Source organism: Mycobacterium sp. 1423905.2 (genome assembly GCF_001673155.1).
In the GTDB taxonomy this organism is placed as follows: domain Bacteria; phylum Actinomycetota; class Actinomycetes; order Mycobacteriales; family Mycobacteriaceae; genus Mycobacterium.
Window position 1 is genome coordinate 1 of record NZ_LZLE01000262.1, and the last position, 14,816, is coordinate 14,816.

Sequence of the window (14,816 nt, forward strand, 5' to 3'; positions counted from 1 at the left end):
ACATGTTCTACAACCTGGGCATCGCCGGCCGCGCCATGCGGCGCATCGGTGCCATCGAATTCGCGACGACGATCGCGCCCGGACTGCGCGACGTGCTGCTGACCGGAAAAATCAAGGAGACGGTAATCCGTCTGGACAAGAAGCGGTTGCCCGTCTACGACGCGATTGTCGTCGACGCACCCCCGACCGGTCGGATCGCGCGCTTTCTCGACGTCACCAAGGCCGTGTCGGATCTGGCCCGCGGCGGGCCGGTGCACTCGCAGGCCGAGGGTGTGGTGCAGCTCTTGCACAGCGAGCAGACCGCGATCCATCTGGTGACGCTGCTCGAGGCGCTGCCGGTGCAGGAAACGCTGGAAGCCATTGAGGAGCTCGCGGAGATGGAACTGCCGATCGGCAGCGTCATCGTCAATCGCAACATCCCGGCGTATCTGGATAGCGGTGACCTGGCGAAGGCGGCCGAGGGTGACGTCGATGCCGACGCGGTGCGCGCGGGATTGGCGACGGCCGGCATCGAACTCGCCGAAGACGACTTCGCCGGCTTGCTGACCGAGACCATCGAGCACGCGACGCGAATCGCCGCTCGCTCCGAGACCGCTCAGCAACTCGATTCCCTACAGGTACCGCGGCTGGAACTTCCGGCCATCTCCGACGGCGTCGACCTCGGCAGTCTCTACGAATTATCGGAATCGCTTGCGCAGCAGGGAGTTCGATGAGTATCACACCCAAGACGCTTGATATGGCGGCCATTCTGGCCGACACCAGCAATCGGGTCGTCGTCTGCTGCGGCGCAGGGGGCGTCGGGAAGACGACTACCGCTGCCGCAATCGCGTTGCGCGCGGCCGAGTACGGCCGCACCGTGGTCGTGCTGACCATCGACCCCGCCAAGCGGTTGGCGCAAGCGTTGGGGGTCAACGATCTTGGCAACACCCCGCAGCGCGTCCCGTTGGCCCCGGAGGTCCCTGGCGAGCTGCACGCCATGATGCTCGACATGCGCCGCACGTTCGACGAGATGGTGATCCAGTACTCGGGATCCGAACGGGCACAGTCGATTCTGGACAACCAGTTCTATCAGACGGTGGCCACCTCGCTGGCCGGCACGCAAGAGTACATGGCCATGGAGAAGCTGGGACAGCTGCTCAGCGAGGACCGGTGGGATCTGGTGGTGGTGGACACGCCGCCCTCACGCAACGCCCTCGATTTCCTCGACGCACCTAAACGCCTGGGCAGCTTCATGGACAGCCGGTTGTGGCGGCTGCTCCTTGCTCCCGGCCGAGGCATCGGGCGCCTGGTCACCGGCGCCATGGGTTTGGCCATGAAGGCGATGTCGACGGTGCTGGGCTCGCAGATGCTGGGCGACGCGGCGGCGTTCGTGCAGTCCCTGGACGCCACCTTCGGCGGATTCCGAGAGAAGGCCGACCGTACTTATGCGCTGCTAAAGCGGCGCGGCACCCAATTCGTCGTCGTGTCGGCGGCCGAACCCGACGCGCTGCGTGAGGCGTCCTTCTTCGTCGACCGGTTGTCGCAGGAAGGGATGCCGCTCGCGGGGCTGGTTTTGAACCGGACTCACCCGACGCTGTGCTCGCTGCCGGTCGAGCGGGCCATCGACGCGGCCGAAAAGCTCGACTCCCAGCCCGGCGACTCGGCGGCCCTGGCCGCGGCCGTGTTGCATATCCACGCCGATCGCGGGCAGACCGCCAAGCGGGAGGTCCGTCTGCTATCCCGGTTCACCGGCGCCAACCCCGACGTTCCCATCATCGGCGTGCCGTCGCTGCCGTTCGATGTGTCAGATCTCGATGCGTTGCGCGCCCTGGCCGACCAGATCACTCCCACGCGCACCGGCGACGACGTAAGTCGCTCCGCCGCCCGCTAAGCGTCTCGTCCACGGCCCCAACGACGTCGGTGCAGCCTTACTGACACCGACGATCACTGGCGAAAAGCCATCTACCTGGGCAAATGGCATCGGTTGAAGCCTCCGGCCGGTCAGTCTCGCACGCTTATTTGACGCCGATTCAACGGCGGCTGAAAACAGACACCCGTCAACTGGCGTCAAACAAGCCTCTGACCTGCGCAAATACCCGCCAAGATGTAGCAAGGACGGCTAACGTGTAATAGTTTCGTAATGAGGAAGCGCGTCAATAAGCGTCACCTTACCGCCCCAACTTGACACCCGTAAACGTCTGCAGAATTCCGTCAATTTCGCTTACAAAAGCGTCAAACAAGACCGACCACTATGCCGTTAGCGAAATTGCATGCTTTCCGATTGGTGGAAACGAAGACTCCCTGATGCCCACCGCGGTGACGGGACGATCGACGCCCGTCCGTACCCAGGCCGACCGAGCCGGCTTCCCCCAACACGGTCGTCTACCTGCGGCGATGGAGTATCGAACCAGCGCGCAATGGCGCTTATTTGACGTCGATTCAATGACCGCCGCTAACTCATTATTGCCAGAAAGCCGCTCAAACACGTCCTGACCTGCAGGGATACCCGAAAACAGGTAGTACGGCGGGCTAAGCTGTAACAAAACAGTAATGAGGAAGCACGCTTGGTTGGGCTCCTTGGCCTCGCCAACAAGGACTAGATAACGCCCCGGCGCTTGCGCTTGTCGAAGTAGTCCGACCAGGAGACAACCTCGGGGTGCTGCTTGAGCAGGGCCCTGCGCTGGCGTTCGGTCATGCCACCCCACACACCGAACTCCACCTTGTTGTCCAGCGCATCTGCGCCGCACTCCTGCATGACCGGGCAATGCCGGCAGATGACGGCGGCTTTACGCTGCGCCGCGCCCCGCACGAAAAGCTCGTCGGGATCGGTCGTCCGGCACAGTGCCTTCGATACCCAGGCAATACGGTCTTCCGCCTCCACGGGGCGAAGATGATTTTGTGCGGCCGTAAGATTTGTCCGCCGGGCCGCCGGACGCTGACCTGACACGAGCTGATCCCTTCCTTCCGGCCGCTTTCGCGGCCGCCCTCCTCGGGTACAGCCGATGGTGCGTACAGCGCCACACTGTGCTCATCGGTGTTACCTGAATCTCACTGCATGTATAAGTTAGGTGGTCAGGTGCCAATTGCGCAACAGTCCTATAACGGTTTTTTTGGGACGGCCGTGCAGTCTTATCGCGACCGGCCGGGCGATACGGGTGCCGCCCGTTGTTTTTTTGGCCTCTGACCTGTGACTCAGCTGGGAAAATGGCCACCACGCGAGGGTTGTGGGCGCCCTACCTGCTGGAAGAAATATTTTCCGCCTGCGCGGCGCGGTGGGCTGACAGAAGGTCGCTACTGTAGTACGCATGTCCGAGCGCCCCCCGGCCGTAATGACGGTCCTGAAGCTTGCTGGGTGCTGTCTGCTGGCCAGTATCGTCGCCACCGCCCTGATGTTTCCCTTCGCGGGTGGAATAGGCCTCATGTCCAACCGCGCCTCGGAAGTGGTCGCGAACGGCTCAGCCCAGTTGCTCGAGGGACAGGTCCCGGCGGTGTCGACGATGGTCGACGCCAAGGGCAACGTCATCGCCTGGCTCTACTCGCAACGCCGGTTCGAAGTGCCGTCCGACAAGATCGCCAACACCATGAAGCTGGCGATCGTGTCGATCGAAGACAAGCGGTTCGCCGACCACAACGGTGTGGACTGGAAAGGCACCCTGACCGGTTTGGCCGGTTATGCGTCCGGCGACGTGGATACCCGCGGCGGTTCGACGATCGAGCAGCAGTACGTGAAGAACTATCAGCTGCTGGTGACCGCTCAGACCGACGCCGAGAAGCGCGCAGCCGTCGAAACCACCCCGGCCCGCAAGCTGCGGGAGATCCGGATGGCGCTCACTTTGGACAAGACCTTCACCAAGCCCGAGATCCTCACCCGCTACTTGAACCTGGTGTCGTTCGGCAACAACTCTTTCGGAGTGCAAGACGCGGCGCAGACCTACTTCGGCGTCAACGCCGTGGATCTGAACTGGCAGCAGGCCGCGCTGCTGGCCGGCATGGTGCAGTCGACCAGCACGCTGAACCCCTACACCAACCCGGAAGGCGCGTTGGCCCGGCGGAACCTGGTGCTGGACACCATGATCGCCAACATCCCGCAGGAAGCCGACGCGTTGCGGGCTGCCAAGGCCGAGCCGCTGGGCATCCTGCCGCAGCCTAACGAATTGCCGCGCGGCTGCATCGCCGCCGGAGACCGCGCCTTCTTCTGTGACTACGTCCAGGAGTACCTGTCGCGCGCCGGCATCAGTAAGGAACAGGTCGCCCGGGGCGGCTACCTGATCCGCACGACGCTGGACCCGGATGTGCAGATCCCGGTCAAGGCGGCCATCGACAAGTTCGCACCGCCGACCCTGGCCGGTATCTCCAGCGTGATGAGCGTGATCCGGCCGGGCAAGGATTCCCACAAGGTGATGGCGATGGCCAGCAACCGCAAGTACGGGCTGGACACCGAGGCCGGCGAGACCATGCGTCCTCAGCCGTTCTCTCTTGTTGGCGACGGCGCGGGCTCGATCTTCAAGCTGTTCACCACCGCCGCCGCCCTGGACATGGGCATGGGCATCAACGCCCAGCTGGACGTGCCGCCCCGCTTCCAGGCCAAGGGAATGGGCAGCGGCGGGGCCAAGGGCTGCCCCAAGGACACCTGGTGCGTGGTGAACGCCGGAAACTACCGCGGGTCGATGAATGTGACCGAAGCGCTCGCCACCTCGCCCAACACCGCCTTCGCCAAGCTGATCTCGCAGGTCGGCGTCGGGCGCGCTGTGGACATGGCGATCAAGCTCGGGTTGCGGTCTTACGCCAACCCGGGCACCGCCCGCGACTACAACCCCGACAGCAACGAAAGCCTGGCCGACTTCGTCAAGCGACAAAACATCGGCTCGTTCACCCTGGGCCCCATCGAGGTCAACGCATTGGAACTGTCCAACGTCGCGGCCACGCTGGCCTCCGGTGGGATGTGGTGCCCACCCAACCCGATCGACAAGTTGATCGACCGCAACGGCAACGAGGTCGCCGTCACCACCGAAACCTGCGACCAGGTCGTGCCCGAAGGGCTGGCCAACACGCTGGCCAACGCGATGAGCAAGGACGCCTCGGGCGGTGGTACCGCATCGGGGTCGGCCGGCGCCGCCGGCTGGGACCTGCCGATGTCGGGTAAGACGGGCACCACCGAAGCGCACCGCTCCTCGGGCTTCGTCGGCTTCACCAACCGCTACGCCGCCGCGAACTACATCTACGACGACTCCACCAACCCGACCGATCTGTGCTCGGCGCCGCTGCGCCACTGCGGTGAAGGTGACCTTTACGGCGGTAACGAGCCGGCGCGTACCTGGTTCACCGCGATGAAGCCGATCGCCAACAACTTCGGTGAGGTGCACCTGCCGCCGACCGACCCGCGCTATGTCGAAGGCTCTCCTGGCTCGCGGGTACCCAGCGTGGCCGGCTTGGACGTCAACCAGGCCCGCCAGCGCCTCAAAGACGCCGGATTCCAGGTCGCCGACCAGACCAACTCGGTCAACAGCAGCGCGAAGTTCGGCGAGGTAGTGGGGACCACTCCGAACGGGGCGACGATTCCCGGTTCGATCATCACGATCCAAATCAGCAACGGCATCCCGCCGCCACCGCCGCCACCGCCGGAGGGCGCACCGGTGCCGGTCGGTTCCCAGGTGGTCGAGATCCCTGGGCTGCCGCCGATCACCATCCCGTTACTGGCCCCACCGCCGGCCGAGCCGCCACCGCCGTAGGGCCTGATCACGGCGGAGAACGCGCCGTCAGTCGCCGACCGGCAGTAGCATGCCTGCATGGTTGCTGCCCAGAATCCGATAGCCCGGCTTCGTCCCGGGCCGCCGCACGGCACGCATCGTCGCCGGGTGCTGCCCGCCTTGTTACGCGCCGGCGCCGCCACGGTCGGCTCGGCCGCCGCCGGGGTCGGTTACGCCGCGCTGGTCGAGCGCAACGCGTTCGTGCTACGCGAGATCACCATGCCGGTGCTGAGCCCTGGGTCGACGCCGTTGCGGGTGCTGCACATCAGCGATCTGCACATGCTGCCCAACCAGCGCCGCAAGCAGGCCTGGCTGCGGGAGCTGGCCAGCTGGGAGCCCGACCTGGTGGTCAACACCGGTGACAACCTGGCCCACCCCAAGGCCGTTCCCGCGGTGGTGCAGACGCTCGGTGATCTGCTGGGCCGGCCGGGTGTGTTCGTGTTCGGCAGCAACGACTACTTCGGGCCGCGGCTCAAGAACCCGATGAACTACCTGACCAACCCGGGGCATCGCACCCGCGGTGAGCCGCTGCCCTGGCAGGACCTGCGGGCGGCGTTCACCGAGCGGGGCTGGCTGGATCTCACCCACACGCGTCGCGAATTCGAGGTGGCCGGCCTGCACATCGCCGCGGCGGGGGTCGACGACCCGCATATCGACCGCGACCGCTACGACACGATTGCCGGACCGGCCAGCCCGGCGGCGAACCTGCGACTGGGATTGACGCACTCGCCGGAGCCCCGGGTGCTGGACCGCTTCGCCGCCGACGGCTACCAACTGGTGATGGCCGGCCACACTCACGGCGGACAGCTGTGCGTGCCGTTCTACGGTGCCCTGGTGACCAACTGCGGCCTGGACCGCTCCCGCGCCAAGGGCGCGTCGCAGTGGGGCGAGCACATGCGCCTGCATGTCTCGGCCGGGATAGGAACCTCACCGTATGCGCCGGTGCGGTTCTGCTGCCGGCCCGAAGCGACCTTGCTGACGTTGATCCCCACCCCGATGGGCGGCCGTGACTCGACCAGTAATCTAGGCCGTTCACAGCCCACAGTCTCGGTGCATTGACCGCCCGGACCGACGTCGCGGTCCGCAGCCAGTCCCGAAGCTGGGCGGACAACGCGGTCCGGCTGATCGAGGCCGACGCCCGGCGCAGCGCCGACACCCATCTACTGCGTTATCCGCTGCCGACGGCATGGTCCGCCGACGCCGACGTAGCGCTCTACCTCAAGGACGAGACGACCCACATCACCGGCAGCCTCAAACACCGGTTGGCGCGGTCGTTGTTCCTCTACGCGCTGTGCAATGGCTGGATCCACGAAGGCACCACGGTGGTCGAAGCCTCGTCCGGGTCCACGGCGGTGTCCGAGGCGTACTTCGCCGCCCTGCTCGGGTTGCCGTTCATCGCCGTGATGCCGGCCGCGACCAGCCCCGCCAAGATCGCCCTGATCGAAGCACAAGGCGGCCGTTGCCATTTCGTCGACAACTCCAGCCAGGTCTACGCCGAGGCCGAGCGGCTGGCGCAGGAGACGGGCGGGCACTACCTCGACCAGTTCACCAACGCCGAGCGCGCGACCGATTGGCGCGGCAACAACAACATCGCCGAGTCGATCTTCCTGCAGCTGCGTGAGGAGACCTATCCCGTCCCGGAGTGGATCGTGGTGGGCGCGGGAACCGGCGGGACCAGCGCCACCATCGGTCGCTACCTGCGCTACCGCCGGTACGCGACCCGCTTGTGTGTGGTGGACCCGGAGAACTCCGCGTTCTACCCGGCCTACGCGCACGGGCGCGATGACGTTGTCATGTCGGGGTCGTCGCGCATCGAGGGAATCGGGCGGCCCCGGGTCGAGCCGTCGTTTTTGCCCACGGTGGTCGACCGGATGGTGTCGGTTCCCGACGCCGCCTCGATCGCCGCAGCGCGGCACGTCAGCGCGGTGCTGGGCCGCCGCGTCGGGCCGTCCACCGGCACCAATCTCTGGGGTGCCTTCGGCCTGCTCGCCGAGATGGTCGCCGACGGCCGCAGCGGTTCGGTGGTGACGCTGCTGGCCGACAGCGGCGATCGTTATACCGACACCTATTTCAGTGACGACTGGGTCAAAGCCCAAGGCTTTGACCCGTCCGGGCCGGCGCGGGTGCTGGCTGAATTCGAGGAGACTTGCCGCTGGCCGTGACGGCTTGGCCTGCGGTTTGGTGCGTCGACCGGCCGGTGCGATAGGCTGTCGTGGCGTCAATCGGGGTGTGGCGCAGCTTGGTAGCGCGCTTCGTTCGGGACGAAGAGGCCGTGGGTTCGAATCCCGCCACCCCGACTCGTGTGCTTCAACGTAGAAAGGCCCTGCCGGGTAGGCAGGGCCTTTCTACATGCGCCAGGGACGGCCCTAGAACCAGACTCTGCGGCCGCCCACCGGACGTCCGACTGCTCCCAGGATCCACAGGATCACGCCGACGAGCACCAAGATGCCGCCGATCGTGTACAAAATGCTCAGGCCGGTGAAATACCCGACCACCAAGAGGATGATGCCCAAGATGATCATGTCCGCAGCCCCTTTGTTGAACGCTGTCTAATTAGCTGACATTGCAGGGGTACCCGGCCAGAGGCGCTTCCAATCGGAATCCCTTGCTACAGCTAGATAACGTGTGCGTGCGCCAAGGAAACGACCATCACCACCCAGGCCGCCGATACCCCCAGCCCGGCCAACGCCTCGCCGCGGCCCTCTTCCCAGCCCTTGATCTGGCTCAACGCCGCGATCGCGCAGATCACGCTCAGCACCACCGCGCCGACCATGCCGAAGGCGAGCGCTGCCGACGCATAAGCGTTGCCGTCGCGCACCGGCTCGGACTGGACAACGCTCGGCTCGAATGTCTCATTCATATTCGGGTTCCCCTCTGCTCGCTGCGTCCTCGAGGCGACGATCGCGTTGAGCGCTGCACGGGTTCTAAACGATTTCTTGGAGCACCGGGCGATAGGTGACCCTGGTGCCGTGGCGGGGAGCCAGCATGATGGAGCGTCGCACGATTCGCTCGGGTTCCTCGTCGACGGCGGCGAAGTCGCCTTCACGTAGTAAGACGTGCAGCACGGTGATTAGCTCACGCATCGAGAAGGCGGCGCCCAGGCAGCGTTTGATCCCGCCGCCGAACGGCACCCACGCATAGGTTTGCGGTTTGGCGTCAAGGAACCGGTCGGGACGGAACTCGTGCGGGTGGTCGTAGATTTTCGGGTTGCGGTTGATCGCGATGATGTGGACCACGATGCGGGTGCCTGCGTCGACACGGTATCCGCCAATCGAAAACGGTTGTGCGGCAACGCGCGCGGTGAACGGCGCCGGCGGCCGTACCCGCAGCGCCTCATTGATCACCGCGGCCGTAAAGGTCTCTTCACCGGCGAGGGCTTCGGCCCGCACGCGCCGCAGCACATCGGGGTGGTGCAGCAGCAGATCCACCACCCAGGCCAACGTGGTGGCGGTGGTCTCGTGACCGGCCAGCATCAGCGTGATCAGATCGTCGCGAATTTCACTGTCGGACATGCCTTTGCCATCTTCACCGCGCGCACACATCAGTAAGGCCAGGATGTCGTGTTGCCGATCGAGCCCCGGATCGAGGCGCCGACGAGCGATCAGGGGCATGACCACTTCGTCGATCTCGCGGAAGGCCCGCGCCCGGGCCGGCCAAACGCGTAAGGTGCCCAGCCGGCGCAACGCATACCGAACCGTCAACTCCTCCGAAACCCCCAGGGTCAGAAGCCGTTCGAACGGCCGCCCCAATCGGTGCACCTCGTTGGGATCCTCGACGCCGAAGATGACTTTGACGATCACGTCCAGCATCAGCGAGCGAGCCGCTGCCAACATCTCGAACGGACGGTCTACTGGCCAACTGCGCATCGCTGCGCGCGTGGAGCTTTCGATGATCGGTACATAACTGCTCAGCGCCGCGCCATGCAGCGGCGGGGTCAGCAGTTTGCGGCGTCGCAGGTGCTCGGGCTCCTCCTGAACGAACATCGATCCGGCGCCGTAGATGGCCGCGGCGGGACCTACTCCTTCACCGCCGAGCAAGACATCCGGTGGCGCAGTGAAGACTTCTTTGACCAGCTGCGGGTCGGAGACGATGGCGACGTCACCCAGACTCAAGATCGGCATCGTCATGATCGGCCCGTAGCGGCGGATCAGGCGCAGCATCCGCCGCTCGCCGCCCACCAGATAACCCAGCGCGTATGCCGCGGCGAACACACTGCGGAACCGGCGCGGAGCGGGCAGACCCGGCGGACGGCTATGCGGGATCGCCATGAACGTGACGCTACTGCACCGCCGCCCCAATCGGGCGCAGCGTCAGCATCCGATCAGGACGCCGACAGGAACCACTCAGACGCAGTCGGCGCAGACGAAGCGGCCGTCCACCGAGCTGCGGAGGCGGCTGCGGTGTTGCACCAAAAAGCAGCAGGAGCAGGTGAATTCGTCGGACCGCTTGGGGATGACCGCCACCGACAACTCTTCACCGGTCAAGTCGCCATCGGGCAACTCGAAGAACGGTACGTCGTTAGGGTCCTCGTCCACGACCGCCGTGGACATGCCCGGCAAGGAAGAACTTAAATCGCGTAGGGGGGCCCCATCGGCGGCGTCCGGGTCGGACACGCGGCGTGCGTCGTAATCGCTAGCAGTAGTCATAGGGGTTCCTCCCTGCTGTGTGACCGGGCCACACACCCCACTGTGGTCACCCGTGGCTCAGGCAGTACCCCATTCACAAACGATCCACACACGCGATGAGAAGAAATTCGGCGCCGGAAATCGGCGAGTGCCGCGGCTAATTCGCGGTCAAGCGCAGGCCCGGCAATCCGCCGGTGAAGGATGCGGTCGACGGCCCTTGGCGACGCGGCATACCAGCGAACGGGACAGCACGGCGTTGCACACCACGGATCCAGGCCAATCCAACCCAAGGCGATATGACCGCCGCGACCAACGCGACCGCAGCTACCCCGAGATGGCTGGTGGTCAAGGCGATCAGGCCCACGACCAACCCCAGCGCCCAGGCGCCGGCGGCGATCAGGCCGGGAATGCTCACACCGCTTGCGTCGGCATCGCCAGCCGGTTGGACACCACCGACCGCGACGTTCCCGGTGTAAACCATGACTACTCCCAGTGAAAATCTCTGCGGGCCAGGATTGACTGGCTCAGACAACCGACATGATCGGGGGCAGTCCCGAGCGTCACCCAGATCCGATCATATCCCTTGGATATAGTTGTCACGTTCGTCTTTTTGCCACATCTCCGTACGCTCCGGCTAGCAGTTCAGGCATCCCCCCGCGCCACCAGCGGCACCGTACTCAGCCGCGCATACCCAAGGACCTTGCTGAGTAAACATCGACCGGCCCACGGGCCCGAGTGCATCGCACACGGGTGGAGTACCGAAAGCGTGGGTACCCCACGGCCTGTGAGTGAGACAGCGCTGCTGGTAATCGACATGTTCAACGACTACCGCCACCCCGACGCCGACCAGTTGGCCACCAACGTCGGCAATATCATCGACCCATTGGTAAGCCTGATCGACGACGCCAACGAGCACGACGGCGTCGACCTGATCTACGTCAACGACAACCACGGCGACTTCACCGCCGAACCCCGCGACATCATCTCGAACGCGGTCGACGGTGAGTACCCCGATCTGGTCCGGCCGCTGGTGCCGCCGGCCGGCACCCGGCTCATCACCAAGGTGCGGCACAGTGTCTTCTATTCCACCGCGCTGGACTACCTGCTGGACCGGCTGGAAACCAAGCGCATTGTGCTGACCGGCCAAGTCACCGAGCAGTGCATTCTCTACAGCGCCCTCGACGGCTATCTGCGCCACTACGACGTCGTCGTCCCACCCGATGCCGTCGCGCACATCGACAAAGACCTCGGGGCCGCCGCGCTGAAGATGATGGAGCGCAACATGAAAGCCGAAATCGTTTCTGCCGCAGAGTGTTTGCCGTGACCGGACGTTTGCGATCGATGCATCGCGGGAATGTCGGAGCACTGGCCGACACCGCCAACGGAAGGCATTAGATGAGCAAGGGTAAGTCCGATCAGACCGAGTCTGACGTCGAGGCAGAGCATCACGAATCTCGGTCGCGGGCCAGCCGCGACGAGGACGGCGCATACGTCGGACGCAAATCCGGTGACGACGACTTCGACGCCGGGATGACCGGCGCGGAGGCGCGCAGCCAGGACGGCTGAGGTCTGCGCTACCGGTGCAGATCGACCACTAGCGGACGGTGGTCGGAAATCGGCATCAGATCCGCTTCCGTCGCAGCGGCGCGCAAGTTGCGGTCGTCGGTCAGTATGTGGTCGAGCTGACGCTGTGGTTGGGGCGCCGGAAACGTCAGCGCCGAGGCCAGCGGGCGCATGCCCGACCAGCGATGCACCGCCGCCGGAGTCAGGTTGAGGTCGCCGAGCAGCAGCCGCGGACCTGGTAATCCGCGCAGGTCGCGAACCAACCGACGCAGCTGTCGCCGATTCCAGCCAGGTACGAACGACAAGTGCGTGTTAGCCACCGTCAGCGGTCCCAGCGAAGTGTCCAACCGAGCGATCACCGCCGCGCGCGGCTCCTCGTCGACGATCATCACCTTGTCCGGGCCCGGCAAATACATCGGGAACCGCATCGGTATGCGTGGCAGTCGCACGACCTGCCAGCTGACCGCCGGGAAGCGGGACAACAGCGCGATTCCATAGGCGGCGGTCCCTGGCTGTTCGCGACCCGTGGCGGCCATCCACGTTGCCCCCGGAGTGCCGGAGATTGCAGCGACGAACCGATGTTCGACGGCGCCCATGGCCTCGGCGGCCGCCGCGGTCAAGTCAGCGCGCCCGGACCGGGGCTGGTCACAGTCGACCTCTTGCAGGGCCAGTACATCGGGATTAAGGCGTCGTACACAGTCCCGCAGGCGCTGCAGATCAACACCCTCACCGACCGTCCGGCCGTGCAGGATGTTGAACGTCGCCACGCGCACGGCTAGTCCACGGCTCCCGGCTCTGGCACCATCCCTAGGGCCGCCCGGCCAGACGTCCCAGCTCGGCGAGGTCCCGCTCGGCGTGGCTCTGCCGGATGTAGATGGAAAGGTCGGCGACGCGTTGCGCGTGCCGGCCGTCTTGAGTCAGTGGTCCCGGGCCCAGGGCGCGGCCGGTGCGCGTGATGGCTTCGTCGACGGCGTGTTCCACCACCGCGCGGGTGCGCCGAGCCAGCAGTTGCGCGGTCCGCGCCCGGTCGAACGGATCAGCGTCGACCTGGGCCGCCGCCACCGTCAACATCGCGTCGCCGGCGGCCAGAGCCGCGTCTACCGCGCCAAGGTGCGCCAACGCGTAGGCGTCGGCCGATTGGCTACCGGCGCATCGATACAGCGGATCAGCGACGCGTCGCGCACCGCCCAGCCAGCAGGCGGCCACACCGATGGCCCCGTGCCAGAACCCGGGGCGGTTCAGATACTGACCCGGGTCGCCGACCGCGACCGCGTGGGCGTTGGTGAACTGCACCGGCCGGGTATCGCTGCCGGCCATGCCGGGGTTCCACCATGTGCTGGGCAGCGGCTTGATACCAGGGTCGGTGACGGTGACGGCGAACAGGCCAAGCTCACCGTGCGGGTCGTCGATGTGCGCGGTGACCAGAGCGTGGGTGCAGAACCCGGCTCCGGAGCACCACACCTTGGTGCCACTCAGCGTGAACGCATCACCGCAGACGTTGGTCGCGGTCAGCACGGCATCCGGAGATTCGGTTGCCCATACCCCCCACAGTTGACCAGAGCCAGGCGGTTTGCCACCCAGCTCGTTGAGGATCGCAATCGCTTCCACGTGGGTTTCGGCGATACGGGCCGCCGCGATGTCCTCGTAAGCCAGTTCCGCCAGCCGCTCCCAGCGCTCGGCGGTACATCCCGACGCCGGAAGTGGTAACTCCAGTCGCCCCGATTCCAGCCAGTGCTGCACCAAACCGGCCGTCATACGCAAACCTCTTCTGCCGCCCCCGCCAGTTGATGCGGGTGGCTGGCACTGCAGACCGGCGCAACCCGCGCAACCAGGACCGCAGCCGAATCCTCGCCGGAGGCCAGTGCGCGACATCCGCGCAGCCTGCAGCAAGCTCGCGACGCTGCGGTTGCCATGAAGGGCTGATTTTCCCGAAAATCAGCCCGCTAAACGATTGCCCGATACCCCCAGACTAGTCAGGTTGCCTGCGACGAACGCGGGGTATGCCGTGACGACCATGACCAGAAGGCCTTCTGAGGACTCCGGCGCCGAAGGCGACGCGCGCTGCACCGACCTGCGGGAGGCGCTGCGCACTGCCGCCTCGGCGCTCAAGGAGCATGGTCCGCGCTTCGCCCTGGCGGGTAGTTATGCGTTGTGGGCCTACGGCGCACCGGAGCCCACCCATGACGTCGACATCGTGGTCGCCGAGGCCGACGTACCGGCGGCAGTGACGACGCTGGAGAAGGCCGGATTCCGCATCACGCGCCCGCCGGAGGACTGGCTGTTCAAAGCGAACATCGGTGAACCCGTCGTGGACGTGCTGCATCGGGTCAACGGCGAAATCGTCGTGCCGCAGATGCTGGACGGCGCGGAAGAGCGTGTGGTGCAGGCGATCATGATGCCAGTGCTGCCGCCGACCACGGTGTTCATCCAGCGACTGCGCGCCCTGACCGAGCATTACTGCGACTTCGCCAGGCTGTTGCCGGCGGCGCGGGCGGTCCGCGAACAACTGGACTGGGATCTGATCGAAGAGGCGACCGCCGACAACGACTTCGCGGCGGCGTTCTTGGTGCTCGCGGGCCGCCTGGGGCTGCGCGAATAACCAGAGTGATCTCCAGCTCCGGCGAAGTTAGAACGCGGTCCGACTGGGTACCGTAGTGCACTATGGAATCCCATCCGAGCCGTGACGAACAGCTGGAGGATGTCGTCGACGAGCTAGAAAGCGGCGTCACCGAAGAGCGGCGTGACCAGGGTGTGCCGGGGAACGTCAGCGAGCGCGAAGAAGCCCCGCCGGTAGGTTCCGAGGCCGCGGAGAAGGAGCCTCCGGACTAGACGCTGTGGCCCCCGCGCGGCGCGGCAGGCAAGTCCCGGCAAGTTGTGGTCAAGCCCCGCAGTACTTCGGTAC

The 14,816-nt window shown here is 65.7% G+C and carries 17 protein-coding genes and 1 tRNA gene; 10 read left to right on the forward strand and 8 right to left on the reverse strand.

The window, feature by feature from the left end; translation table 11 throughout:
- On the forward strand, positions 1-713 hold a 713-nt coding region (locus A9W95_RS17260; RefSeq protein WP_067415257.1), incomplete at its 5' end, for an ArsA-related P-loop ATPase.
- Positions 710-1,870: an ArsA family ATPase gene (locus A9W95_RS17265; protein ID WP_067415259.1), complete on the forward strand. Its 1,161-nt coding sequence runs from the start codon at positions 710-712 to the stop codon at positions 1,868-1,870. The genes A9W95_RS17260 and A9W95_RS17265, both read left to right, overlap by 4 nt.
- A 705-nt stretch (positions 1,871-2,575) precedes the next feature.
- Here A9W95_RS17265 and A9W95_RS17270 read toward each other — a convergent pair.
- On the reverse strand, positions 2,576-2,926 hold the full coding sequence (locus tag A9W95_RS17270; RefSeq protein ID WP_067415261.1) for a WhiB family transcriptional regulator: 351 nt from the start codon (positions 2,924-2,926) through the stop codon (positions 2,576-2,578).
- 358 nt (positions 2,927-3,284) lie between these two features.
- Between A9W95_RS17270 and ponA2 the strand changes: the two genes are divergently transcribed.
- The 4 genes from ponA2 (at position 3,285) to A9W95_RS17290 (ending at position 8,023) form a co-directional block, all read left to right on the forward strand.
- Complete coding sequence (gene ponA2, locus A9W95_RS17275) at positions 3,285-5,708, forward strand: transglycosylase/D,D-transpeptidase PonA2 (RefSeq protein WP_067415265.1); 2,424 nt, start codon at positions 3,285-3,287, stop codon at positions 5,706-5,708.
- Positions 5,709-5,765: 57 nt separating this feature from the next.
- Complete coding sequence (locus A9W95_RS17280) at positions 5,766-6,785, forward strand: metallophosphoesterase (RefSeq protein WP_067415266.1); 1,020 nt, start codon at positions 5,766-5,768, stop codon at positions 6,783-6,785.
- On the forward strand, positions 6,782-7,888 hold the full coding sequence (locus tag A9W95_RS17285) for a PLP-dependent cysteine synthase family protein (RefSeq protein ID WP_067415269.1): 1,107 nt from the start codon (positions 6,782-6,784) through the stop codon (positions 7,886-7,888). Before A9W95_RS17280 ends, A9W95_RS17285 begins: the two co-directional genes overlap by 4 nt.
- A gap of 61 nt (positions 7,889-7,949) precedes the next feature.
- Positions 7,950-8,023, forward strand: a tRNA-Pro gene (locus A9W95_RS17290).
- A gap of 69 nt (positions 8,024-8,092) precedes the next feature.
- On the opposite strand, the gene A9W95_RS26925 is transcribed toward A9W95_RS17290, so the two are convergent.
- The 5 genes from A9W95_RS26925 to A9W95_RS17310 all read right to left on the reverse strand — a co-directional run bounded on the left by A9W95_RS26925 (position 8,093) and on the right by A9W95_RS17310 (position 10,832).
- On the reverse strand, positions 8,093-8,248 hold the full coding sequence (locus A9W95_RS26925) for a hypothetical protein (protein ID WP_116645569.1): 156 nt from the start codon (positions 8,246-8,248) through the stop codon (positions 8,093-8,095).
- Between the two features lie 92 nt (positions 8,249-8,340).
- Positions 8,341-8,586 (reverse strand): hypothetical protein, encoded by a 246-nt coding sequence (locus A9W95_RS17295; RefSeq protein WP_067415272.1) that lies wholly within the window; start codon positions 8,584-8,586, stop codon positions 8,341-8,343.
- A 64-nt stretch (positions 8,587-8,650) separates the two neighbouring features.
- Positions 8,651-9,994, reverse strand: a complete 1,344-nt coding sequence (locus A9W95_RS17300; RefSeq protein ID WP_156746252.1) for a cytochrome P450 — start codon at positions 9,992-9,994, stop codon at positions 8,651-8,653.
- Between the two features lie 75 nt (positions 9,995-10,069).
- Positions 10,070-10,372 (reverse strand): DUF4193 domain-containing protein, encoded by a 303-nt coding sequence (locus A9W95_RS17305; protein WP_067415274.1) that lies wholly within the window; start codon positions 10,370-10,372, stop codon positions 10,070-10,072.
- 136 nt (positions 10,373-10,508) lie between these two features.
- Positions 10,509-10,832 (reverse strand): hypothetical protein, encoded by a 324-nt coding sequence (locus A9W95_RS17310; RefSeq protein WP_067415277.1) that lies wholly within the window; start codon positions 10,830-10,832, stop codon positions 10,509-10,511.
- A 303-nt stretch (positions 10,833-11,135) separates the two neighbouring features.
- Between A9W95_RS17310 and A9W95_RS17315 the strand changes: the two genes are divergently transcribed.
- Both A9W95_RS17315 and A9W95_RS27295 read left to right on the forward strand, forming a co-directional pair.
- Complete coding sequence (locus A9W95_RS17315) at positions 11,136-11,675, forward strand: cysteine hydrolase family protein (protein WP_067415280.1); 540 nt, start codon at positions 11,136-11,138, stop codon at positions 11,673-11,675.
- Between the two features lie 71 nt (positions 11,676-11,746).
- On the forward strand, positions 11,747-11,917 hold the full coding sequence (locus A9W95_RS27295; protein WP_172826641.1) for a hypothetical protein: 171 nt from the start codon (positions 11,747-11,749) through the stop codon (positions 11,915-11,917).
- Positions 11,918-11,925: 8 nt separating this feature from the next.
- Here the strand turns inward: A9W95_RS27295 and A9W95_RS17320 are convergent, their stop codons facing one another.
- The gene (locus tag A9W95_RS17320; RefSeq protein ID WP_067415282.1) at positions 11,926-12,687 is read right to left on the reverse strand and encodes an endonuclease/exonuclease/phosphatase family protein; all 762 of its coding nucleotides are present in this window, start codon (positions 12,685-12,687) and stop codon (positions 11,926-11,928) included.
- 34 nt (positions 12,688-12,721) lie between these two features.
- Positions 12,722-13,669, reverse strand: coding sequence for an acyl-CoA dehydrogenase family protein (locus tag A9W95_RS17325; RefSeq protein ID WP_067415285.1), 948 nt, complete (start codon positions 13,667-13,669; stop codon positions 12,722-12,724).
- 259 nt (positions 13,670-13,928) lie between these two features.
- Here A9W95_RS17325 and A9W95_RS17330 point away from each other — a divergent pair, with 259 nt between their 5' ends.
- Positions 13,929-14,513: a nucleotidyltransferase family protein gene (locus A9W95_RS17330; protein ID WP_067415291.1), complete on the forward strand. Its 585-nt coding sequence runs from the start codon at positions 13,929-13,931 to the stop codon at positions 14,511-14,513.
- Positions 14,514-14,575: 62 nt separating this feature from the next.
- Positions 14,576-14,743, forward strand: coding sequence for a hypothetical protein (locus tag A9W95_RS27300; RefSeq protein ID WP_172826642.1), 168 nt, complete (start codon positions 14,576-14,578; stop codon positions 14,741-14,743).
- Positions 14,744-14,816: the final 73 nt, after the last annotated feature.

What these genes read in the sequence shown, in the direction of transcription:
- A9W95_RS17265 (WP_067415259.1), top strand. Translation starts at nt 710, where the DNA reads ATGAGTATCACACCCAAGACGCTTGATATGGCGGCCATTCTGGCCGAC.
- ponA2 (WP_067415265.1), top strand. Translation starts at nt 3,285, where the DNA reads ATGTCCGAGCGCCCCCCGGCCGTAATGACGGTCCTGAAGCTTGCTGGG.
- A9W95_RS17280 (WP_067415266.1), top strand. Translation starts at nt 5,766, where the DNA reads ATGGTTGCTGCCCAGAATCCGATAGCCCGGCTTCGTCCCGGGCCGCCG.
- A9W95_RS26925 (WP_116645569.1), bottom strand. Translation starts at nt 8,248, where the DNA reads ATGATCATCTTGGGCATCATCCTCTTGGTGGTCGGGTATTTCACCGGC.
- A9W95_RS17295 (WP_067415272.1), bottom strand. Translation starts at nt 8,586, where the DNA reads ATGAATGAGACATTCGAGCCGAGCGTTGTCCAGTCCGAGCCGGTGCGC.
- A9W95_RS17300 (WP_156746252.1), bottom strand. Translation starts at nt 9,994, where the DNA reads ATGGCGATCCCGCATAGCCGTCCGCCGGGTCTGCCCGCTCCGCGCCGG.
- A9W95_RS17305 (WP_067415274.1), bottom strand. Translation starts at nt 10,372, where the DNA reads ATGACTACTGCTAGCGATTACGACGCACGCCGCGTGTCCGACCCGGAC.
- A9W95_RS17310 (WP_067415277.1), bottom strand. Translation starts at nt 10,832, where the DNA reads ATGGTTTACACCGGGAACGTCGCGGTCGGTGGTGTCCAACCGGCTGGC.
- A9W95_RS27295 (WP_172826641.1), top strand. Translation starts at nt 11,747, where the DNA reads ATGAGCAAGGGTAAGTCCGATCAGACCGAGTCTGACGTCGAGGCAGAG.
- A9W95_RS17325 (WP_067415285.1), bottom strand. Translation starts at nt 13,669, where the DNA reads ATGACGGCCGGTTTGGTGCAGCACTGGCTGGAATCGGGGCGACTGGAG.
- A9W95_RS17330 (WP_067415291.1), top strand. Translation starts at nt 13,929, where the DNA reads ATGACCAGAAGGCCTTCTGAGGACTCCGGCGCCGAAGGCGACGCGCGC.
- A9W95_RS27300 (WP_172826642.1), top strand. Translation starts at nt 14,576, where the DNA reads ATGGAATCCCATCCGAGCCGTGACGAACAGCTGGAGGATGTCGTCGAC.